This window comes from Mesorhizobium amorphae (assembly GCF_014843845.1).
Classification (GTDB): domain Bacteria; phylum Pseudomonadota; class Alphaproteobacteria; order Rhizobiales; family Rhizobiaceae; genus Mesorhizobium; species Mesorhizobium amorphae_A.
In genome coordinates this window covers 397,439-419,012 of the sequence record NZ_JHQS01000051.1, presented here as the reverse complement: position 1 = coordinate 419,012, position 21,574 = coordinate 397,439, and the positions used below count along the sequence as shown (strand labels likewise).

Below are 21,574 nucleotides of genomic sequence, written 5' to 3'. Positions count from 1 at the left end.
ATCTATTCCGCAGCCTCGACCGTTCCTCGCCGCACATCCAGTTTCTTCGCCGTCCGCGCCCAGAAGTCAGACATGAAGGCAGGGTCGCGGAGCGCTTCCAGCCGCTGCCATTCCGGAAAAGATGCCGCGAACGTTTCGGCGCTCATGCGGGCGTCCTTGTAAGGATTGACCGCGCCACCCGCATCGACGGTGATACGGTCGAGTTCCCTGAGCAACGCCAGCGTCTTTTCACCCCGGTTGGGGAAATCCAGCGTCAGCGTACAGCCCGGTCGAGGGAACGACAGCAGCGCCGGCGAGCGGACAGTGCCGAAGCGCTTGAGCACGGTGAGGAACGACCCCTGCCCGGCCCGTCTCGCCGCCTCCAGCAGCGCCGGCACGGCACGGCGGGCAGCGTCTTCCGGGACCGCGCTCTGGTGCTGGAACAGCCCCTTCGGACCATAAAGCCGGTTCCAGTCTCCGACGCCGTCGAGCGGAAAGAAAAACCCCTGGTAGCCGACCCGGCGCGGCGCCGGCGAGCGGCCCTTCTTCCAGCGATAGGCGGCGTTGAAGGCGGTCAGGAACGGCCGGCTGAGAACATTGAATGGCGGCTGCAACGGCACCGAAAGGCGCCCGCCGGCGCGAGAGGCTTTGTGGGAGCCATGCTCGGCATGGTTGCCGGTGAACAAAAGGCCGCGCCCGCGGCCATGGCCGGCGGCAAGCTGGTCGATCCAGGCAACGGCATATTCATTGGCCTGGTCGGCTGCTTCCGCCAGGTCGAAGAACTCGCCGAGATCGCGAAACGGCGTCGCCTTCTCGACGATGTCGAGCGAAGGCACCCGCATCAGCCGGATCGAGGCCGACAGGATCAGGCCGGTCAGCCCCATGCCGCCGATCGTCGCCCGGAATAGCCTTGCATTGCTTGCATCCGAGCAGCGGTAGCTGCGCCCGTCCGACCGCAGCAGCGTGAAGGAAACGACATGGCAGCCGAACGTGCCGCGCCGATGGTGGTTCTTGCCATGAACGTCATTGGCAATCGCCCCGCCGAGCGTCACGAACTGCGTGCCGGGAACCACTGCTGGAAAGAAGCCATAGGGCGCGGCATGGGCGATGATGTCGGACAAAAGCACGCCGGCATCCGCATCGAGCACACCGGTCTCGACATTGAAGGCGCGGATGCGGTTCAGCGGCCGCATGTCGACGACCGAGCCCGCCTCGTTCTGGCAGGAATCGCCATAGGAACGGCCATTGCCATAGCCGAGCAGCGAGCAGTTCTTCGCCGCGCGACCCTTGAGCAGCGCGATGGCGTCATTAGCCGCAATCACGCGCGGCGCCGGCGGCGTAGCGCGGCCGAAACTTCCGAAGTGCTCCGCCGTCATCCCTACCAGCCTCCGGCGACCAGCAGCGCGGCGCCGATCAACACGACGATCTGGCTGCGCCAGTCGCGGATGATGAAGACGACAGGATCGTCGTGCATTTCGTTGCGGCGAGCGAGGATCCAGACGCGCATGGTGAGATACAGCACGATCGGCGCCAGCGGCCAGACCAGCCAGGGATGCGGATAGAGTTCGCGCACCGAGACACTGTCCATATAGAGAGCCAGCACCAGGGCGGAGGAAAAGGCCGAGGCCATGCCGGCTTGGGCGACGATCTCCTGGTCTTCGGTGCGATAGCCACGACCGGCAATGCGCTCGCCGGCCGGAATGGCGGTGGTGCGCAATTCGACATATCGCTTCACCAGCGCCAGCGACAGGAAGAAGAAGATCGAGAAGGCGAGCAGCCAGAACGAGACGTCGACACCGGTCGCCGCCGCACCCGCCAGAACGCGGATCGAATAGAGGCCGGCCAGCGTCAGCACGTCCACCAGAAGCATGCGTTTGAACGACAGCGAGTAGGCCGTCGTGACGACTATGTAGCCGCCGAGCACGCCAAGGAACTCAAGCGACAGGAACAGGCCGGCGGCGATGCCGATCGACAGGAGCACCAGGATCGCGCCCATGCCGAACGGGATCGACAGCGCGCCGCTGGCGAAAGGTCGGTTGCGCTTCGTCGGATGCCTGCGGTCCAGCGCGAGGTCGAAGAAATCGTTGAGGATGTAGATGGCGGACGCCACCGCGCAGAACGAAACGAACGCCACCGCGCATTCCCAGATCATATCGATGTTGAAGTATTCGTGCGACAGCACCATCGGCACCGCGATCAGCACGTTCTTCAGCCATTGATGCACACGCAGCATCTTGACGAAGGTCTTGAGCGTCGGTTTCGGCGTCGGCACCGTCTCGGCGCCATGGGCGGCTTGCCAGCGCGCGGCGTGACGGTCAGGCGCCACGACGATCGCGCTGCGCGCCGCGTCGAACACCCTGACATCGTGCCGGCTGTTGCCGGCATAGTCGAAGCCGCCATCGCCATAGGCGGCAACGAGCGAGGCACGCTTCCTGCCCGACGTCATGTTGTGCGGACCGTCGGTCGCCAGCACGCGATCAAAAATGCCGAGATGGGCTGCGATCGCCTCCGCGAATTTGCGTGGCGTACCGGTCGCCAGCACGATCTTGCGGCCTTCGCCATGCTCCTTGCGCAGCCGCTCGAGCAGGACCTCGCGGTAGGGCAGCGAGGCTGGATCGATGTCGATGCGGTCGGCGATCGCCTGCTTCAGCCGTGCCGGGCCGCCGGCCAGCCAGAACGGCACCAGGAAAACATAGAGCGGATTCTTCTTGAGAAGGATGAACAGACCTTCCCACAGAAGGTCCGTTGCAATCAGCGTGCCGTCGAGATCGACCGCAAGCGGGATCGCGTTCCTGTCCGACCTCGCGTCCATTTTTTCCTGCCCTGCCTGAAGCGCATGACACCGAATGCCGGTTCGGATGGAGTCATGTGCAGATACACCCGCGCCATGTTTCGGCGTCTTCGTATCGGATATAGCGGGAGATGACGTAACGATCGTTAAAACGCCCGGTTGTGGCCGAGCGGCGCGCTGGTATTTCCCGCGTCATTGTTAAACAAGTCCTACCGGAAACAATAAAAGGCCGGGCATTGCCCGGCCTTTGCAAGAGATGCTGCCCGAAGTTTACTTGATGCGGGCGACGCCGCCCGAGATCTCGACCGTTTCGGAGCCGGTCAGGGCTTCGAGGTCACCATTCGGCAAGGTGACGAAACAGCCGTTCGGGCAGAATTCCACGGTCTCGCCGGCGGCCAGCGCCAGCTCCGTCTTGCCGCCGCCCTCGGTCACGATCAGCGTCCGGGTCTCGGCGTCCTTGTTGATCGCGCTGGCGGCGAAAGCCGAACCGTCCAAGGCAAGAAAAGCGATGGCGGCGACGACAGACTTCCACATTTTGCAATATCGGTGTTTCAACACCGCCTCTGGTTGCATTTTGCAAGGCATTCTCGCCCTTTTGCATGCGAGCTTATATGACTTGCAAGCTGAACCGCAACTGAATGCCGCATTCATGCCGCAATTGGTTTGGTGGCACGAGAAGGCGGGCTCGCGGGACGGGATCAAAGGACCTAATCCGGGTCGGGCTTGCGGCTCTTGCGCTTCGACTTCGCCAGGCGTTCCCTCTCGATCGCGGCTGCGGCTTCCGCCTCCTCGCGCTCGGCGAACTCGGCCTCGATCTTGTCGTCGTCGATCGGCCATGCCTCGTGCTTCTTGACCTCGGCGCGCGGCGTCGAGGGGATCTCGATATGCTCGCTGTCGAAAACATCGAGAACCGTGAAGCGGATGTCGTTCTGCACGATGGCGCCGTTGAGCACATCGGCGAGAAACACGCGGATCTCGAACTCAAGTGCCGCCGCGCCGAAATTGGTAAACTGCACGAACGGCTCCGGATTCTTCAGCACTAGCGGATGGCCGCGTGCGATCTCGAGCAGGAGGGCGTGCACTCGTTTGACGTCGCTGCCATAGGCGACGCCGACCTTGATGTCGATGCGGCCGAGCTTGTTGCGGTGCGTCCAATTGCCGACCGCGTTGTTGATCAGGTTCGAATTGGGCAGGATCACCGACTGTCGCTGGAACGTCTCGATCTCGGTGGCGCGCACGCTGATCTTCTTGACGGTGCCGCTGATTTCGCCGGCAACGATCCAGTCGCCGACCTTGAACGGTCGCTCGGCGAGCAGGATCAGGCCCGAAACGAAGTTCGACACGACATTCTGCAGGCCGAAGCCGATACCGAGGGAAAGCGCACCGGCAACCAGCGCCAGATTGGACAGATCGATGCCCGCCGCCGAGACGCCGACGAGTGCTGCCAGTGCGACGCCGGCATAGCCGACCGCCAGCCGGATCGAGTTGCGCACGCCGGTGTCGACCCGGCCGCGCGCCATCACCGAGCCGTCGAGCCAGCCCTGGAACCAGCGCGTCAGGAAGTAGCCGATGACGAAAACGACGATGCCGCTGAGGATGCCAAGGACCGAGATGGTCACCGAACCGATGGCGATGCCGGTCGCCAGCTTGTAGGCCCAGGCCTGGATGTCGCCGGGCTGGAACCCCCACATCAAAAGAATCAGCGGCAGGAACACCAGCACGATCATCACGTTGATGGCGATGCTGACGACCAGGCCTAGCTGGTCGAGTGCGGTTTCCTCATAGCTGGAATTGGTCGAAAGCCAGCGCCCGACCGAGGTGTCGGCGAACCCGCCTTCCTCACCGATCGCCCGCGCCGACAGGAAGCCGATATAGGCGGTGATCAATATGGTGCCGGTGACCACGACCTGCAGCGAGACGAAAAGCGCCAGGCCGATATAACCGAGCAGCGCCGCCGCAATGGTGAAAAGACCGAGCGCAATGGCAGTGTAGCGCAGCCATGCAGGCCAGGGACGCCAGCTTTCGTCGCGCGCCTTGAACGGTTTCAGCAACGCCATCAGGATCAGGATGACGCCGAAGATGATCGTGGCGACAAAACTTCTGACGATGGTAACCGACAGCGGCGAGCCCATCTTGTCGTTGACCACCGACAGGAAATTGTTGACGCCGATGACAATCGCCATGGCCGTCGTCAGCCGCACCAGCCAGCGCGCCGGACCGGTCTCGACCGGTATCAGGCGCCAGTTCGGCAGCCGCGGCTCCAGCGCCGCGTTGGTCAGCCGGTTGACACAGAACACCACCGCGATGACGGCAGCCAGCGCATTGAGGAAAACGCCGATATCGCCGCGCAGGACGTTGTAATAATTGAACAGGAAAACCGTCGAAGCGAGGAAGGCGCCAACGGCCAGTGTCGGCAGCAATGTCGACCAGAACGCCACCGACAACCGGCTGAGATAGGATGGATCCTCGATCGACGCATCGGCTTCGAAGATACGCCCAAACAGGCGGCGGCCGCCGACCAGCAGCACCACTGCGAGCGCCAGCGCCATGAAGTTCGCCGCCAGCATCGCCTTGAACTTGAACTTGAAGGCAAAGCTCAGCCAGGACGATACGGCCTTGTAAAAGTTGGCGTATTCGTCCTGGGCGTCGGAAACGACCTGCGGGCTCAGCGCATCGGACAATTGGTAGCGCTTGGTGAGCAGATTGCGGAACAGCTCGCTGCGCATATTGCCGATCTTGTCGATCAGGCCGTTGATGCGGATCGACAGGTTCTGCGCGGAAGCGATGACGGCATTGATCTCGGCCTTTTCGGACGCCAGCGCCTGGCGTTCGCCGGTGACGATGTCGGGCTCTTGCGGCTGCCCCGCGGCCGGCGGCGGGCCGAGCGTCTCGATCCGGTTGTTGATGTCGGTGAGACGCGAACGGAAGGCGAGCGCGCTGGTCAGCGCTGCCCGAGACATTTCCTCCAGCTGCAGCCGGATTTCCACCAGCGAGGCATCGTCCTCGCTGTCCTGCTCTATTTTCTTCTCGAGACCGTCGGTTTTGGCGGTCAGATCCTGGATCGCCTTCTGCTGGTCGGTGATGAGGCCTGCCGCGCCCTGGCCGATCGCCTGCGCCAGCGCTTCGAACGACGGCGTCGCCGCGACGACAAGCGCAAGGATCAGGATCAGGCGGAGCAATCGAAAAAACATCTGTGGTCTGGCGACTCGCGGCAAAGGCCGGTTCTGAAAACCCATCCTTGATAAAGACGCTGATATGATGGGGCAAGCCATCCCGGGCGGCGCGCTTTCGGAGTCGGCCAGTCGAAAAGCGATGGCGTAATCTTGGCTTTGCGGCAGCGGCCTGCTCTATAGTCTGCCGCATCGCACAAACGGATGACTGCAGCGCGGCCCATCCGAAGCTCATGACAGGCTCCAAAAGAATGGCCGAATACTCCGCCTTTTCGCTCCTCAAGAACGCTTTCACCGGAAACAAGGACTGGAAGCCCGCCTGGCGCAAGCCGGACCCGAAGGCGTCCTACGATGTCATTGTCATCGGCGGTGGCGGTCACGGGTTGTCGACGGCCTACTACCTCGCCAAGGAGCACGGCATCACCAATGTCGCGGTGCTGGAAAAGGGCTGGCTCGGCTCCGGCAATGTCGGCCGCAACACCACGGCGGTGCGCTCCAACTACCTCCTGCCGTCCAACACGCGCTTCTACGAACACTCGATGAAGATGTGGGAGAACCTGTCGCACGACCTCAACTACAACGTCATGTTCTCGCAGCGCGGCTGCCTGAACCTCGCGCATACGCCGGCCCAGTTCGATGACTACGCCCGGCGCGGCAACGCCATGCGCCATCTTGGCGTCGATGCCGAACTGATGACGGTAGCCGAGATCAAACGGCTGGTCCCGGCGCTGGACGTTTCCGGTTCGGCGCGCTTCCCGATCTTGGGCGGGCTGATGCAGCCGCGTGCCGGCAGCGCCCGCCACGACGCCGTCGCCTGGGGCTATGCGCGCGGCGCCGACCGTCGCGGCGTCGACATCATCGAGAATTGCGAGGTCACCGGCTTCCTGCGCGACGGCGACCGCATCACCGGCGTGTCGACGACGCGCGGCGAAATCCGCGCCAAGAAGGTGGCGCTTGCGGTCGCCGGAAGCACCGGTCGGGTCATGCAGCTTGCCGGCATCGACAAAATGCCGATCGAGAGCCACGTGCTGCAGGCCTTCGTGACGGAATCGCTGAAACCCATCATCGACACGATCCTGACCTTCGGCATGGGTCACTTCTACATCTCGCAGTCGGACAAGGGCGGCCTCGTCTATGGCGGCGACCTCGACGGCTACAACAGCTACGCCCAGCGCGGCAGTCTGCCGATCGTCGATGAGGTGATGAGCGAGATGCTGGCACTGTTCCCGGGCCTCGCCCGCGTGCGCATGCTGCGCTCATGGGGCGGCGTCTGCGACATGACGATGGACGGTTCGCCAATCATCACCACCGGGCCGCTGCCGGGCATGTATCTCAACTGCGGCTGGTGCTACGGCGGCTTCAAGGCAACGCCGGCCTCCGGCTGGTGCTTTGCCTGGACCATCGCCAAGGACGAGCCGCACGACTTCAACGCGCCCTTCACGCTCGACCGCTTCTATCGTGGCCTTGTCATCGACGACAAAGGCCAGGGCGCGACGCCCCGGCTGCATTAGGTAGAAGAAAAAATGCTGATCACCTGTCCCTATTGCGGCCCGCGCGACGTTATCGAATTCACCTATCAGGGTGACGGCAACCGCCAGCGTCCGCAACCTTCTTCGCAGGACCTCGACGCCTGGAATGCCTATGTCTACGACCGTCTGAACCCGGCCGGCGACCACAACGAGATCTGGCAGCACTCCGGCGGCTGCCGCGCCCATCTCAGGGTCGTGCGCAACACACTGACGCATGAGATTTCGAGCAGCGGCTTCGCGCGCGGCGACCACAAAGCCGCCGCGCGGCACAAGTCGGAGGCCAAGTCGTGAGCCCGCGCCGCACCGAAACCGGCGGTCGCATCGACCGGCTGCGAACCATCCGCTTCACCTTCGACGGCACGCCCTACACCGGCTATGCCGGCGACACGCTGGCCTCGGCACTGCTCGCCAACGGCGTCACGCTGTTCGGGCGCTCGTTCAAGTACCATCGCCCGCGCGGCGTGCTGACCGCCGGCGTCGAGGAGCCGAACGCGCTGGTGACGGTGCTGCGCGGCGAGGTTCGCGAACCGAACATCGCCGCCACCATGGTCGAGATCTATGACGGGCTGGTGGCCGTCAGCCAGAACCGCTTCCCGTCGCTCGCCTGGGACGTCAACGCCATCAATCAGCTCGGCGGCAAGATCTTGTCGGCCGGCTTCTACTACAAGACCTTCATGGGTCCGGTGATCGGCCCGCTGAAAGGCACCCGCTTCTGGATGTTCTGCGAGCACTTCATCCGCCGCGCCGCCGGCCTCGGCAGAGCCGGCACCGCCGCCGACCCGGAACGCTACGAGCGCATGAACGCCTTCTGCGACGTGCTGGTGGTCGGCTCCGGCCCGGCCGGATTGATGGCCGCCAGGGCCGCCGCCGATCAGGGCCAGCGCGTCATCCTCTGCGAGCTGGAGCCGCATTTCGGCGGCTCGGCCAACTGGTCCGGCGAGACCATCGACGGCACGCCGGTGGCGGACTGGGCGGCGCGCGCCGTTGGCCAGCTCGAAGGCCATGACAATGTCCGTCTGCTGCCGCGCACCACGGTCTGGGGTTACTATGACGGCAACACGCTGGCTGCACTCGAACGAGTCACCGACCACAAGGAAGCCCCCGCCAAGGGCGAGCCACGTCATCGCTACTGGGCGATCCGCGCCAAATCGGTGGTGCTGGCCACCGGCTCCTTCGAGCGGCCGCTGGTGTTCCCTGGCAACGACCGGCCTTGTGTCATGCTGGCGCATGCCGCCGAGCGCTACGCCAACGAGTTTGGCGTGCTGCCCGGCGACAGGATCGCGCTGTTCACCAACAATGACAGCGCCTATCGCTCGGCGCTGGCGTTGAAGTCGGCGGGCGCTGCGATCGTCGCCATCATCGATGTTCGCCAGGACCTGTCGAGCGAGATGCGCAAGCTGGCCACCGATGCCGAGGCCGAGATCCTGTCCGGTCATGCCGTGGTCTCCACCGAAGGCGGCAAGGCGCTTTCCGGCCTCAAGGTGCAGCGTTTCGACATGGTGAGCGGCGCGCTGACCGGCGATGCGCGCAGCATCCATGCCGACTGTCTGTTGATGTCGGGCGGCTGGTCGCCGACCATCCACCTCGCCAGCCAGGCCGGCGCCAGGGCGGAGTGGGACGCCGCGCGCCAGGCCTTCCTGCCGCCGAAACCGACGCAGAAATGGGTCGGCGCCGGCGCCTTCATCGGCAGCTTCTCCACCGCCGAGGCCATCGCCGAAGGCCGCGCCGCCGGTCTTTCCGCCGCCGGAGCGACAGGCGCGCCGACGGCCTTGCCGGTCGTGGACGCCGCTCCCGGCGATCCCGACCCGGCGCCGGTCTTCGAGATCAAGGCGAAGGGAAAAAGCTTCGTCGATTTCCAGCACGACGTCACCGCCGAAGATGTGCGCCTTGCCCATCGCGAAGGCTTCGTCTCGGTCGAGCACCTGAAGCGCTACACCACGCTCGGCATGGCGACCGACCAGGGCAAGAGCTCCAACGTGCCGGGCCTCGCCATCATGGCCGAGGCGCTCGGCAAGCCGATCCCCGAAGTCGGCACGACGCGCTTCCGTCCGCCCTACTCTGCGGTGTCGATCGGCTCGCTGGCGGCTGAGCGCTTCGGCGATCTCAAGCCGGAGCGGCTGACGCCGATGCATGACTGGCACATCGCCAATGGCGCGACGATGTATTCGGCCGGCCTCTGGTATCGCCCGATGATCTACGGCCTTGCCGGCGAGACGATCGAGCAGGCCTATGTGCGCGAAGCCAAGGCGACCCGCGACAGTGCCGGCATCGTCGACGTCTCGACGCTGGGCAAGATCGCCGTGCAAGGGCCGGATGCGGCCGAATTGCTCGACCGCGTCTACACCAACATGTTCTCGACGCTCGCCGTCGGCAAGGCCCGCTACGGGCTGATGCTGCGCGAGGACGGGCTGGCCTTCGACGACGGCACCACCTGGCGGCTCGGCGAGCAGAATTTCCTGATGACCACCACCACGGCCAATGCCAGCAAGGTGATGCAGCATCTGGAATATTTCCTCGACGTCATCTGGCCGGAGCTGAAGGTCACGGTCACTTCGGTCACCGACGAATGGGCGGGCGCCGCCATCGGCGGCCCGAAGGCGCGGGCAATCCTCGCCGCTTGCGTCAAGGGTACGGCCGTCGACAACGTCACCTTGCCGTTCATGGGCATCGTGCACGGCAAGATCGCGGACGTGCCCGTCATGATCTGCCGGCTGTCCTTCTCCGGCGAAATGGCCTTCGAAGTCTATTCCGGCGCCGGCTATGGCACCCATGTCTGGGAAGCCTTGATCGAGGCCGGAAAGCCGTTCGGACTGGTCACCTACGGACTCGAGGCGCTGGGCACGATGCGCATCGAGAAGGGCCACGTCACCGGCGCCGAGATCGACGGCCGCACCACGGCGCGCGACCTGCATCTCGACTGGATGCTGTCCAAGAAAAAACCTTTCATCGGCTCGGCGATGATGGACCGCGAAGGTCTGATCGCCCCTGACCGGCTGCAACTCGTCGGCCTGGTTTCGCTCGACAACCGGCCGCTCAACGGCGGCGCGCATATCGTCGAGGAGCTCGACGAAGCCAACCCGCACGGTTCCATCGGCCACATCACCGCCTGCTGCTACTCGCCGGCGCTCGGCAAGCACATCGCGCTGGCGCTGGTCAGCGGCGGCAAGGCGCGGCACGGCACGCGCGCCTTCGTCTCCGATCCGCTGCGCAACCGGTTCGGGCCGATCGAAATCGTCTCCAACCACTTCTACGATCCGGACGGGAGCCGCATGCATGGTTGAACGTCAATCGCCGCTTGAGCCGGAGTACTATCCGGGCTCGCATGGCAATTTCGAACATGGCGTCGACGTAATCCTGTCCGAAACGCGGCCGGGCTCGATCCTGCAGCTCGCCGCATGGCCGGGCGAAGAGAAGCGGCTGATGTCGGCAATATACAAGGCCACGGGTCTTGCCCTGCCGGACGGCGCGGGCGGCGGCGTAACCGACGGCGCCAGATCGGCATTCGGCTTCGCACCCGGCAAGTTCACCGTGGTCGACGAAGCCGAGGGCCTGGCTGCGGCGTTCTCTGGCGTCGTCACCCCGGCCATCGGCACCGTCACCGACCTGTCGCATGGCCGCACCGCGATGCGTATCGCCGGGCCCAAGGCGGAATGGGTGCTGGCAAAGTTCTTCGCCATCGACTTTGCGCTGCCGGCCTTCCCGATCGGCGCCGGCCGTTCGACCACCCATCACGATGTCTTCGCGCAGATCCAGCGCACCGGCGCCGACCAGTTCGACATCTATGTGTTCCGCTCCTTCGCCCGCTCGTTCTGGAAGGCGCTCTGCCATGCCAGCGAGGAAGTCGGCTACGAGGTGCAATGAAGGCTGTCCGCTTGGCATTATGGACCGGCACAACTGCTGCTTGAGCCTTGGGCCAGCAGGGAGGATAGATAGGAATCACGGGCCCTTGCCGGGGCAAGCGCTCGTCCAGGCAACCGGTTCGACAATATCCTTCCATGACCGCAGAGACTTCGGCGACGGCCACAACCCGCTTTGCCCCGGCAGGCGAGGCGTCGATGCTTTTGCCGACGACGGTCGCCTGCGGCGTCTTCATGACCAGCCTCGACCAGAATGTCGTGGTCACCGCATTGCCCGGTATCGGCGAAAGCCTTTCCCGGCCACCGAGCCAACTTGGGCTTCTGATCACCGTCTATGTCGCCAGCCTGATCATCTCGATGCCGCTTGGCGGCTGGGCTGCCGACCGCTTCGGCCTGCGCAACGTCTACTGCTTTGCCTTGCTGGTGTTCGCCGCTTCATCGGCGCTCTGCGGGCTGTCCAACGACATCTGGACGCTGGTCGGCGCCCGCGCGCTGCAAGGTTTCGGCGGCGCATTGATGGGTACGCTCGGCCAGGTCGTTATCCTGTCGACCTTCCCGCGCAGCCGCACGCTGAAGATCAACATGTATATCTCGCTGGCCGGGCAGTCCGGACCGTTGGTCGGCCCGCTCGTCGGCGGTGCGCTGACCACCTACATTTCGTGGCGCTGGATCTTCTTCATCAACGTGCCATTCGCGCTGGCGGCGGCCGTCCTTGCCGCCTCGCTGTTTCCGACGGTCACCAAACCGGTGCGCGCGCCGTTCGATTTTGCGGGCTTCCTGCTGGTCGGCAGCGGCATGGTCTTGCTGGTCTTCGGCATGGACTCGCTTGCGGCGAAGGATGCAGCCGGCAGCATGATCGCGGCCGAGCTGGCACTGGCGATCGTCATCCTGACGCTTGCCTCCTTCTACTGCCTGCGTGCCCGCAACCCCCTGCTTGACCTGAAGCTCCTGCGTATCCGCACCTTCCGCATCTCCTTTCTTACGGGAGGCGGGTTGGATACGATCGGTCTTAGCTCGGTCGTCTTCCTGCTGCCGCTGATGTTCCAGCTCGGCTTCGGCATGAGCGCGGTGCAGGCGGGATCGCTGACCTTCGTTGCTGCGATCGGATCGCTGATCATGCGTGTCTTCATGCCGCGCCTGCTCAACCGCTTCGGCTTCCGCCGTGTGCTGGTCACCAACACGCCGATCGTTGCCGCGATGGTTGCGGGCTTCGCCTTGATCCAGGCGACCACACCCGTATGGATCGTGCTTGCCTATATCTTCGCCTTCGGTGTTTTGCGCTCGGCGCAGTGGGCTTCGACCGGCAACCTCGCCTATTCCGACATCGCGCCGGAACAGCTTGCCCGCTTCAGCGCCCTCTACTACATCCTTTGGCAGCTGGCGGTGGCGATCAGCGTCGGACTGGCGGCCGCGTTGCTGTCCTTCCTGGCCGGCGGCGGCCCGGCCGTGACCAACGACTTCCGCATCCTGTTCGTGATCGAAGGCGTCATCACGCTGTGCGCGCTGTTCGCCTATCTCAGGCTGACGCCGCAGGACGGCGCCCATGTCAGCGGCCATGGCGCGCAAATGAGCGTGGAGTAAAGCAATTCCAGGAAAAGTGTGAGGCGGTTTTCCGTCCGGCCAAGGCACACCTCACTCGCTGAACGTCACCCATTCTTCCAGCGGCACGCGGTCGGTGCGGAACTCGTTTTCGGGCTTCGACGTGTCCTCATGGCCGAGCGCCATGCCGCAGACGACGATCTCCTCGTCGGGAATGTTGAGAACCGGCCTGATCTGCCGGTGATAGGGCGCGAAGGCGGCCTGCGGGCAGGTGTGCAGGCCCCTGCCCCGCGCCGCTACCATGATGTTCTGCAGGAACATGCCGTAGTCGATCCACGAGCCCTGGTTCAGCCGCCGGTCGATGGTGAAGATCATGCCGACCGGCGCGTCGAAGAAGACGAAGTTGCGGTCGTGCTGCGCACGCATCCTGTCGACCTCGCGCCGACCGATGCCGAGCGCGCCGTAGAGGCCGAAGCCGTTGGCGCGGCGACGGGTGAGATAGGGCTCAAAGAACTGGGTGGGATAGTAGCGGTACTCGTCCCATTCGGCCTTCTCGGCGCGGATGCCGGAATTCAGGATGGCGTCGGTGATCCGCTGCTTGACGTCGCCCTTGGTCACATAGACCCGCCAGGGCTGCATGTTGGTACCCGAAGGCGCCCGCGCCGCAACGGCGAGAACGTCCCGGATCGTCTCGTCGTCGACCATATCGGGCAGGAAGGCGCGCACCGAGCGGCGTGATGTGATCGCCTCGTCTATGATCGCCGCATCCTTGGCAATCCGGGCGTTGTTTTCCAGCATGGGCCGTCCCTTGACGCATGGCCTTGGGAAACCGGGACCGGCTTCCGGATAGGACCCACGCGCGAATTCCAAATACCTGGTCCTCGACCGGACGTCCCCACCCGCCGTTCGTGGGTCGAGCCTTTGCATGAACCGTCAAAATGGCGCAAGCAAATCTTGTGGTCTTGTGAAAATCCTCTTGATTTTTTCATAGTGCTGGTCTCTCATGAAATTTGACCGGATTTTTTCATCGAGAGAATGGCTTGGCCTCAACCGCCGTCAGATCGGAGCAAGAGAGCAGCGAACGGCTGCTGGCTGGCGACATCCGCGCGCTGCGCAAGGCGCGCGGGCTGACGCTGGCCGAGATCGGCCTCAGGCTCGGCCGCTCCGTTGGCTGGGTCAGCCAGGTCGAGCGCGGCCTGTCGATCCCTTCGCTCGGTGACCTCAGGGCCTTCGCCGACCTGTTCGGCGTGCCGGTCAGCCTGTTCTTCAGCCACGACGTGCCGATCGAAAGAGAGCGCGGCGTTGTCGTGCGCGCCGGCAGCCGGCGCAGGCTTGGCACAAGCGATTCCGGGCTGGTGGAGGAGCTTCTGTCACCCGATCTCGGCGGTAGCTTCGAGATGCTGCGTTCGGTCTTCGCGCCGGGCGCTGAGTTGAAGACCGAGGCGCGTCGGCCGACGGAGGAAGCCGGCTATGTCGCGTCCGGCACCTTCGACATAGAGATATCGGGCGTCTGGCACCGGCTTGCCGAGGGCGACTCCTTTCGCTTCGAGGGCAAGCCGTTCCGCTGGCGCAATCCCGGCGCCGAGCCGGCGGTGGTCATCTGGGTGGTTTCGCCGCCTGTATATTGATTGAAGTTGGAGGAGAACATGGCCGGTTTGCCGACCACGGCACGCGTGGTGATCATCGGAGGCGGTGTCGTCGGCACCTCTTCGCTATACCACCTTGCCAAGGCGGGGTGGACCGACTGCGTGCTGCTGGAAAAGAACGAGCTGACCTCCGGCTCGACCTGGCACGCCGCCGGCAACGTGCCGACCTTCTCCTCGTCATGGTCGCTGATGAACATGCAGCGCTATTCGACCGAGCTCTATCGCGGGCTGGCCGACGCGGTCGACTACCCTATGAACTACCACGTCACCGGCTCGCTCAGGCTCGCCCACTCCAAAGAACGCATGCAGGAGTTCCAGCGCGCCAAGGGCATGGGCCGCTACCAGGGCATGGACATCGACGTTGTCGGCCTCGATGAGATCAAGCGCCGCTACCCGTTCATCGAAACGCATGAGCTGAAGGGCGCGCTCTACGACCCGAGCGACGGCGACATCGATCCGGCGCAGTTGACGCAGGCGCTGGCCAAGGGCGCACGCGACATGGGGGCCAAGATCATCCGCTTCTGCCCGGTCACCGGCGTGCGCCGCGAGAACGACGAATGGGTGGTCGAGACCGCCCAGGGCGAGATCCGCTGCGAGATCGTCGTCAACGCCGCCGGCTACCGTGCCGCCGAGGTCGGCAAAATGTTCGGCCGCGAAGTGCCGATGATGGTGATGAGTCATCAGTACATATTGTTTGAGGAGATCCCCGAGCTCGCCGCCTGGAGCAAGGAACAGGGGAAAAAACTGCCGCTGCTGCGCGACGTCGACACCTCCTACTATTTGCGTCAGGAAAAGACCGGCATGAATCTCGGCCCCTATGAGCGCAATTGCCGTGCGCACTGGGCGACCCACAATGACCCGATGCCGGAGGATTTTTCCTTCCAGCTGTTCCCCGACGATCTCGACCGTCTCGAGCACTACCTCGCCGACGCCGTCGCCCGCGTGCCGATCCTCGGCACGGCCGGCCTGTCCAAGGTCATCAACGGCCCGATCCCCTATGCGCCGGACGGCAACCCGCTGATCGGACCGATGCCCGGCGTACCGAACGCCTTCGAGGCCTGCGTCTTCACCTTCGGCATCGCGCAGGGCGGCGGCGCCGGCAAGGTGCTGGCCGAATGGGTCACGCAAGGCCAGACGGAATGGGACATGTGGTCCTGCGACCCGCGCCGCTTCACGTCGCACGCCGCCGCATCCGACTATTGCGTCGCCAAGGGCATGGAGATCTACGGCAACGAATACGCCATCCAGTTCCCGCGCCATGCCTGGCCCGCGGCACGCGACCGCAAGCTGTCGCCGCTGCATGATCGCATCAAGGCGCTCGGCGGCCGCTTCGACGCCTACAATGGCTGGGAGCGCGCCACGTGGTATGCACAGCCGGGCGACGATGTCTCGGAGGAATCGACGCTGACCTTCCGCCGCGACGGGCCGTGGCAACACCGCGTGCGTGAAGAGTGCCTGGCGGTGCGCGATGCTGCCGGCATTCTGGACCTGCCGGGCTTCTCGCGCTTCAACCTCGAAGGTCCCGGCGCCGCCGATTGGCTGAGCCTCCAGGTCACTGGCCTGGTCCCGAAGCCGGGCCGCATCGGGCTCGTCTATTTCTCGGACGACAGGGGCCGCATCGTCACCGAAATGTCGGTCGTGCGCCACGGCGAGGACCAGATGACGCTGATCACCGCGGCAGTGGCGCAATGGCATGATTTCGAATGGCTGAAGTCACGCATGCTTGGGGATGCGCCATTCACGCTGATCGACCGGACCGAGGAATATTCGACGCAGATCCTCGCCGGTCCCAACTCGCGCAAGATCCTCGCCGAGGTTTGTGCCGCTGACCTTTCGCTCCCCTGGCTCACCCATCAGGAAACCAGCATCGCCGGACACTGGGCCAAGCTGGTGCGCGTGTCCTTCGCCGGCGAGCTCGGCTGGGAAATTCACACCAAAGTTGGCGACACCGCCACGGTCTTCGAGGCCGTCTGGACCGCCGGCCAGAAGCACGGCCTGAAACCGTTCGGTATGTATGCGCTGGATTCGCTCCGGCTGGAAAAAGGCTACCGCGCCTGGAAGGGTGACCTGTCGACCGACTATTCGATCCTGCAGGGTGGGCTGGAGCGCTTCGTCAAATGGGACAAGCCCGCCTTCCGCGGCAAGGCAGCACTGCTCAACGAGAAGCAGCAAGGCGTGAAGAAGCGCTTCGTCACGCTGGTGGTCGAGAACCCCGGCGATTGCGATGCGCCCTATATGTCGACGCTTTGGCATGACGGCCAGATCGTCGGCGAGACGACGTCCGGTGGCTGGGGTCATCGCATCGACAAGTCGATTGCGCTCGGCATGCTGCGCGCCGACCTGACAGAGCCCGGAACCGCTGTCGAGGTCGAGATCTTCGGCGACCGTTTTCAGGCAGTCGTGCAGAAGGACGAGCCGCTGTGGGACCCGAAGAACGAAAGGCTGCGCGCATGAAGACGGTCATCCTCACCGATGGCGGAATGGGCCAGGAATTGGTTCGCCGCAGCAAGTCCGAACCGACGCCGCTGTGGTCGGCCAGGGTGCTGATCGACGAGCCGGATCTGGTGCGCGACCTGCATGCGGAATTCATCCGTGCCGGCGCCCGCGTCATCACCATCAACACCTATTCGGCGACACCGGAGCGGCTCGCGCGGGAAGGAGCAGAAGACCTGTTCAAGCCGCTGCAGAAGCGCGGCATCGAGCTGGCAAGGCAGGCCGCCGAGCAAGCCGGAGAGGCAACCATCGCCGGCTGCCTGTCGCCGTTGTTCGGCAGCTATGCACCGGCGCTGACCATCTCCTACCAGGAGACGCTCGACACCTATCGCCGCATCGTCTCCGAGCAGGCGGATGGTGTCGACCTGTTCCTGTGCGAAACCATGGCCTCGACCGACGAGGCCCGCGCCGCCGTCACCGCTGCATCGGAAAGCGGCAAGCCGGTCTGGGTGTCGTGGACGCTCGCCGACCATGGCGCACCACGCCTGCGCAGCGGCGAAGCGATCGCGACGGCGTCCGGCGCGCTCGACGGCCTGCCGCTCGCCGCACGGCTGATCAATTGCTGTCGGCCCGAAGCCGTCAGCGCCGCACTGCCCGAGCTGATCGCGCTGGGCGGCCCGGTCGGCGCCTATGCCAACGGCTTCACCTCGGTCGAGGCTCTCAAACATGGCGGCACCGTCGAGGTGCTGCATGCGCGCCACGATCTCGATCCGGCGGCCTATGCCGACCAGGCGATCGGCTGGGTCGAGGCCGGCGCTAGCATCGTTGGCGGCTGCTGCGAAGTCAGCCCCACCCATATCGCCGCCTTGCGCGACCGGCTCGAACAGGCCGGCTACCAGATTTCGGGAGTTCAATAATGCCCAGACCCTCGTCCCGCATCACCGGCATCGTGCCGTCCGGCAAGGACGGATGGGAGGTTCATTTCGCCGCCTGGACCCGCAAGCAGGCCGGCGAGGACATCATCATGCTGTCGGTCGGCGACCATGATTTCGACACGCCGGAGCAGACCATCGAAGCCTGCGTGACCGCGGTTCGCGGCAGCAATCACCACTACACGCCGCTGCCCGGCCTGCCGCGCCTGCGCAAGGCGATGGCGGCGGCCTCAACCGCCTGCACCGGCATCCCGACAAATCCCGACCAGGTCATCGCCACGCCGGGCGGGCAGGCAGCGCTCTATGCCGCCGTGCAGGCCGTTCTCGACAAGGGCGACCATGCCATCGTGGTTGCCCCCTACTACGCGACCTATCCCAACACCTTCAGCGCGGCGGGCGCCGACTTTACCGTCGTCGAGACCCCCGCCGAGGATGGTTTCCAGCCGCACGCCGATATGATTCGTGCGGCAATCCGGCCGAACACGCGCGCCATCCTCATCAACACGCCGAACAACCCGACGGGCGCTGTCTATTCGCGCCAGCACCTCGAAGAGCTGGCGCAGATATGCCGGGAACATGACCTCTGGCTGCTGTCCGACGAGGTCTATTGGACGCTAGGCGGCGGTGAGCATTTGTCGCCGCGCGCCCTGCCCGGCATGGCCGAGCGCACGCTGGTCATCAATTCGATGTCCAAGAGCCATGGCATGACCGGCTGGCGCATGGGCTGGCTGACCGGCCCGGAGACGATGATCTCGCTGCTGGTCAACCTCAATCTGGTGACCACCTACGGCCTGCCGGCCTTCATCAGCATCGCTTGTGCCGAGGCGCTCGAGAACGGCTATGGCGTCAGGGAGATCGCCGAACGCTATGCGGCGCGGCGCACCGTATTGCTCGACGCCATGCGCGGCATGAACAACGTCACCGTGCGCGGATCCGAGGGCGGCATGTATGTCATGCTCGATATCAGTGCCATCGAGCCCGACGACGAGAAATTCGCCTTTGCCTTCCTCAATGAGGAAAAGGTCGGCGTGATGCCGGGTTCCAGCTTCGGTGAGGCCGCCGCCGGCCACATCCGCGTCAGCCTCTGCCAGCCCGAGCCTGTGCTGTTGGAAGCAGCACGGCGCCTGCGCCGTTTCGTGTCCAGCTACCGCCGCGAGGCCGCATGAGCGCCAAGACCATCCCCACCAAAGCCCGCGCGCTCATCATCGGCGGCGGCGTCTCCGGCTGTTCGGTCGCCTACCATCTCGCCAAGCTCGGCTGGACCGACATCGTGCTGCTCGAACGCAAGCAGCTGACATCGGGCACGACCTGGCATGCCGCCGGCCTGATCGGCCAGTTGCGCGGTTCGCAGAACATGACGCGGCTGGCGAAATATTCGGCCGACCTCTACGTCAAGCTGGAGGCCGAGACCGAGGTCGGCACCGGCATGCGCCAGGTCGGCTCGATCACCGTGGCTCTGACCGAAGAGCGCAAGCACGAGATCTACCGGCAGGCATCGCTGGCCCGTGCCTTCGATGTCGACGTGCGCGAGATTTCGCCGAATGAAGTCAAGCAGATGTACCCACATCTGAACATTTCGGATGTCGTCGGCGCGGTGCACCTGCCGCTCGACGGCCAGTGCGACCCGGCCAACATTGCCATGGCTCTGGCCAAGGGCGCGCGTCAGCGCGGCGCGACCATCATCGAGAACGTGAAGGTCACCAAGGTTCACACCAAGAATGGCCGCGTCACCGGCGTGTCCTGGGCGCAAGGCGAAGAGCAAGGCACCATCGAGGCCGACATCGTCGTCAACTGCGCCGGTATGTGGGCACGCGAGCTCGGGGCGCAGAATGGCGTCACCATCCCGCTGCACGCCTGCGAGCATTTTTATCTGGTCACCGAACCAATTCCGGGTCTCTCCCGGCTGCCGGTACTGCGCGTGCCCGACGAATGCGCTTACTACAAGGAGGACGCCGGCAAGATGATGCTTGGCGCTTTCGAGCCGGTGGCCAAGCCCTGGGGCATGGACGGCATCCGCGAGGATTTCTGCTTCGACCAGCTGCCGGAGGACATGGAGCATTTCGAGCCGATCCTCGAAATGGGCGTCAACCGCATGCCGATGCTGGCGACCGCCGGCATCCACACTTTCTTCAACGGTCCCGAGAGTTTTACCCCTGACGACCGCTACTATCTCGGCGAGGCGCCGGAGCTGTCTGGCTACTGGATGGCGACCGGCTACAATTCGATCGGCATCGTTTCCTCCGGCGGCGCCGGCATGGCGCTGGCGCAGTGGATCAACGACGGCGAAGCGCCGTTCGACCTCTGGGAAGTCGACATCCGCCGCGCTCAGCCGTTCCAGAAGAACCGCCGCTATCTCAAGGAGCGCGTCTCCGAAACGCTCGGCCTGCTCTATGCCGACCATTTCCCTTTTCGCCAGATGGCGACCTCTCGCAATATCAGGCGCTCGCCGCTGCATGAACAGCTGAAGGCGCGCGGCGCCGTGTTCGGCGAGGTTGCCGGCTGGGAGCGCGCCAACTGGTTCGCCCGAGAAGGCCAGGAGCGCGAATACCGCTATTCCTGGAAACGGCAGAACTGGTTCGACAACCAGCGCGAGGAACATCTCGCTGTCCGCAACGGCGTCGGGCTGTTCGACATGACCTCGTTCGGCAAGATCCGCGTCGAGGGTCGGGACGCCTGCGCCTTCCTGCAAAGGCTTTGCGCCAACGATATGGACGTCGCGCCGGGCAAGATCGTCTACACCCAGATGCTCAACCAGCGCGGCGGCATCGAAAGCGACCTCACCGTCTCGCGTCTGTCGGAAACGGCCTATTTCCTCGTCGTGCCGGGCGCGACGCTGCAACGCGACCTGGCATGGCTGCGCAAGCATCTTGCCGACGAGTTCGTCGTCATCACCGACGTCACCGCCGCCGAGACCGTGCTCTGCCTGATGGGCCCGGACGCGCGGAAACTGATTCAGAAGGTAAGCCCGAACGATTTCTCCAACGAAACCAACCCATTCGGGACGTTTCAGGAGATGGAAATCGGCATGGGCCTCGCCCGCGCCCATCGCGTCACCTATGTCGGCGAACTCGGCTGGGAGCTTTATGTCTCGACCGACCAGGCAGCCCATGTCTTCGAGGCCATCTCGGACGCCGGCGCCGATGTCGGCCTGAAACTCTGCGGCCTGCATACGCTGGACTCTTGCCGCATCGAAAAGGCCTTCCGCCATTTCGGCCACGACATCACCGACGAGGACAATGTGCTGGAAGCCGGCCTCGGCTTTGCCGTGAAGACGGCCAAGGGCGATTTCCTCGGCCGCGATGCCGTGCTGCGGAAGAAGGATGCCGGTCTGTCACGCCGGCTCGTCCAGTTCCAACTGAAGGACCCGCAACCCTTGCTCTTCCACAACGAGGCGATCCTGCGCGATGGCAAGATCGTCGGCCCGATCACCTCGGGCAATTACGGCCATCATCTCGGTGGCGCCGTGGGGCTCGGCTATGTGCCCTGCAAGGGCGAGAGCGAGGCGGACGTGCTGGCCTCGTCCTACGAGATCGAGATCGCCGGCGAGCGCTTTGCCGCCGAGGTATCGCTGAGGCCGATGTATGATCCGAAGGCGGAACGGGTGCGCATGTAGCATCGCCCAGCTGGCTGCGCCCTTTTCACACCGATCGAAATTTTCCTTACCGTGATCTTTGCCGAGGACACTGCTACGCTGCTGT

The 21,574-nt window shown here is 64.5% G+C and carries 15 protein-coding genes; 10 read left to right on the top strand and 5 right to left on the bottom strand.

Annotated features, from left to right (window positions below):
• Positions 1-2: 2 nt before the first annotated feature.
• The 4 genes from DH08_RS20360 to DH08_RS20345 all read right to left on the bottom strand — a co-directional run bounded on the left by DH08_RS20360 (position 3) and on the right by DH08_RS20345 (position 5,961).
• The gene (locus DH08_RS20360; RefSeq protein WP_192181018.1) at positions 3-1,355 is read right to left on the bottom strand and encodes an FAD-binding oxidoreductase; all 1,353 of its coding nucleotides are present in this window, start codon (positions 1,353-1,355) and stop codon (positions 3-5) included.
• Positions 1,356-1,357: 2 nt separating this feature from the next.
• Positions 1,358-2,791, bottom strand: a complete 1,434-nt coding sequence (locus DH08_RS20355) for a UbiA family prenyltransferase (protein ID WP_192181017.1) — start codon at positions 2,789-2,791, stop codon at positions 1,358-1,360.
• Between the two features lie 249 nt (positions 2,792-3,040).
• Positions 3,041-3,304, bottom strand: a complete 264-nt coding sequence (locus DH08_RS20350; protein ID WP_006203307.1) for a hypothetical protein — start codon at positions 3,302-3,304, stop codon at positions 3,041-3,043.
• A gap of 173 nt (positions 3,305-3,477) precedes the next feature.
• Entirely contained in the window at positions 3,478-5,961 is a 2,484-nt protein-coding gene (locus tag DH08_RS20345; RefSeq protein WP_192181016.1) for a mechanosensitive ion channel family protein, read from the bottom strand.
• Between the two features lie 230 nt (positions 5,962-6,191).
• Between DH08_RS20345 and DH08_RS20340 the strand changes: the two genes are divergently transcribed.
• The 5 genes from DH08_RS20340 to DH08_RS20320 all read left to right on the top strand — a co-directional run bounded on the left by DH08_RS20340 (position 6,192) and on the right by DH08_RS20320 (position 12,907).
• On the top strand, positions 6,192-7,451 hold the full coding sequence (locus DH08_RS20340) for a sarcosine oxidase subunit beta (RefSeq protein WP_192181015.1): 1,260 nt from the start codon (positions 6,192-6,194) through the stop codon (positions 7,449-7,451).
• A 12-nt stretch (positions 7,452-7,463) separates the two neighbouring features.
• Positions 7,464-7,760, top strand: coding sequence for a sarcosine oxidase subunit delta (locus DH08_RS20335; protein ID WP_192181014.1), 297 nt, complete (start codon positions 7,464-7,466; stop codon positions 7,758-7,760).
• Positions 7,757-10,750 (top strand): sarcosine oxidase subunit alpha family protein, encoded by a 2,994-nt coding sequence (locus tag DH08_RS20330; protein ID WP_192181013.1) that lies wholly within the window; start codon positions 7,757-7,759, stop codon positions 10,748-10,750. Before DH08_RS20335 ends, DH08_RS20330 begins: the two co-directional genes overlap by 4 nt.
• Complete coding sequence (locus tag DH08_RS20325) at positions 10,743-11,330, top strand: sarcosine oxidase subunit gamma (RefSeq protein WP_192181012.1); 588 nt, start codon at positions 10,743-10,745, stop codon at positions 11,328-11,330. The genes DH08_RS20330 and DH08_RS20325 overlap by 8 nt, the downstream gene beginning before the upstream one ends.
• Positions 11,331-11,464: 134 nt before the next feature.
• Complete coding sequence (locus DH08_RS20320; protein ID WP_192181011.1) at positions 11,465-12,907, top strand: MFS transporter; 1,443 nt, start codon at positions 11,465-11,467, stop codon at positions 12,905-12,907.
• 51 nt (positions 12,908-12,958) lie between these two features.
• Here the strand turns inward: DH08_RS20320 and DH08_RS20315 are convergent, their stop codons facing one another.
• The gene (locus DH08_RS20315) at positions 12,959-13,663 is read right to left on the bottom strand and encodes a nitroreductase (RefSeq protein ID WP_192181010.1); all 705 of its coding nucleotides are present in this window, start codon (positions 13,661-13,663) and stop codon (positions 12,959-12,961) included.
• Positions 13,664-13,905: 242 nt separating this feature from the next.
• Between DH08_RS20315 and DH08_RS20310 the strand changes: the two genes are divergently transcribed.
• Genes DH08_RS20310 through DH08_RS20290 form a run of 5 tightly spaced genes read left to right on the top strand, consistent with a single transcriptional unit; the run spans position 13,906 to position 21,489 of the window.
• Positions 13,906-14,493, top strand: coding sequence for a helix-turn-helix domain-containing protein (locus tag DH08_RS20310; protein ID WP_192181009.1), 588 nt, complete (start codon positions 13,906-13,908; stop codon positions 14,491-14,493).
• Between the two features lie 18 nt (positions 14,494-14,511).
• Complete coding sequence (locus DH08_RS20305; RefSeq protein WP_192181008.1) at positions 14,512-16,965, top strand: GcvT family protein; 2,454 nt, start codon at positions 14,512-14,514, stop codon at positions 16,963-16,965.
• The gene (locus DH08_RS20300) at positions 16,962-17,861 is read left to right on the top strand and encodes a homocysteine S-methyltransferase family protein (RefSeq protein WP_192181007.1); all 900 of its coding nucleotides are present in this window, start codon (positions 16,962-16,964) and stop codon (positions 17,859-17,861) included. The genes DH08_RS20305 and DH08_RS20300 overlap by 4 nt, the downstream gene beginning before the upstream one ends.
• Positions 17,861-19,042: a pyridoxal phosphate-dependent aminotransferase gene (locus DH08_RS20295; RefSeq protein ID WP_192181006.1), complete on the top strand. Its 1,182-nt coding sequence runs from the start codon at positions 17,861-17,863 to the stop codon at positions 19,040-19,042. The genes DH08_RS20300 and DH08_RS20295 overlap by 1 nt, the downstream gene beginning before the upstream one ends.
• Positions 19,039-21,489 carry a GcvT family protein gene (locus DH08_RS20290; protein WP_192181005.1) on the top strand — a complete coding sequence of 817 codons (2,451 nt, stop codon included), beginning with the start codon at positions 19,039-19,041 and terminating at the stop codon, positions 21,487-21,489. Before DH08_RS20295 ends, DH08_RS20290 begins: the two co-directional genes overlap by 4 nt.
• Positions 21,490-21,574: the final 85 nt, after the last annotated feature.

Excerpts from the sequence above, each read along its gene's own strand:
- DH08_RS20360 (WP_192181018.1), bottom strand. The coding sequence starts at position 1,355 with ATGACGGCGGAGCACTTCGGAAGTTTCGGCCGCGCTACGCCGCCGGCG.
- DH08_RS20295 (WP_192181006.1), top strand. The coding sequence starts at position 17,861 with ATGCCCAGACCCTCGTCCCGCATCACCGGCATCGTGCCGTCCGGCAAG.
- DH08_RS20325 (WP_192181012.1), top strand. The coding sequence starts at position 10,743 with ATGGTTGAACGTCAATCGCCGCTTGAGCCGGAGTACTATCCGGGCTCG.
- DH08_RS20320 (WP_192181011.1), top strand. The coding sequence starts at position 11,465 with ATGACCGCAGAGACTTCGGCGACGGCCACAACCCGCTTTGCCCCGGCA.
- DH08_RS20355 (WP_192181017.1), bottom strand. The coding sequence starts at position 2,791 with ATGGACGCGAGGTCGGACAGGAACGCGATCCCGCTTGCGGTCGATCTC.
- DH08_RS20315 (WP_192181010.1), bottom strand. The coding sequence starts at position 13,663 with ATGCTGGAAAACAACGCCCGGATTGCCAAGGATGCGGCGATCATAGAC.
- DH08_RS20290 (WP_192181005.1), top strand. The coding sequence starts at position 19,039 with ATGAGCGCCAAGACCATCCCCACCAAAGCCCGCGCGCTCATCATCGGC.
- DH08_RS20335 (WP_192181014.1), top strand. The coding sequence starts at position 7,464 with ATGCTGATCACCTGTCCCTATTGCGGCCCGCGCGACGTTATCGAATTC.
- DH08_RS20300 (WP_192181007.1), top strand. The coding sequence starts at position 16,962 with ATGAAGACGGTCATCCTCACCGATGGCGGAATGGGCCAGGAATTGGTT.
- DH08_RS20305 (WP_192181008.1), top strand. The coding sequence starts at position 14,512 with ATGGCCGGTTTGCCGACCACGGCACGCGTGGTGATCATCGGAGGCGGT.
- DH08_RS20340 (WP_192181015.1), top strand. The coding sequence starts at position 6,192 with ATGGCCGAATACTCCGCCTTTTCGCTCCTCAAGAACGCTTTCACCGGA.
- DH08_RS20350 (WP_006203307.1), bottom strand. The coding sequence starts at position 3,304 with ATGTGGAAGTCTGTCGTCGCCGCCATCGCTTTTCTTGCCTTGGACGGT.
- DH08_RS20345 (WP_192181016.1), bottom strand. The coding sequence starts at position 5,961 with ATGTTTTTTCGATTGCTCCGCCTGATCCTGATCCTTGCGCTTGTCGTC.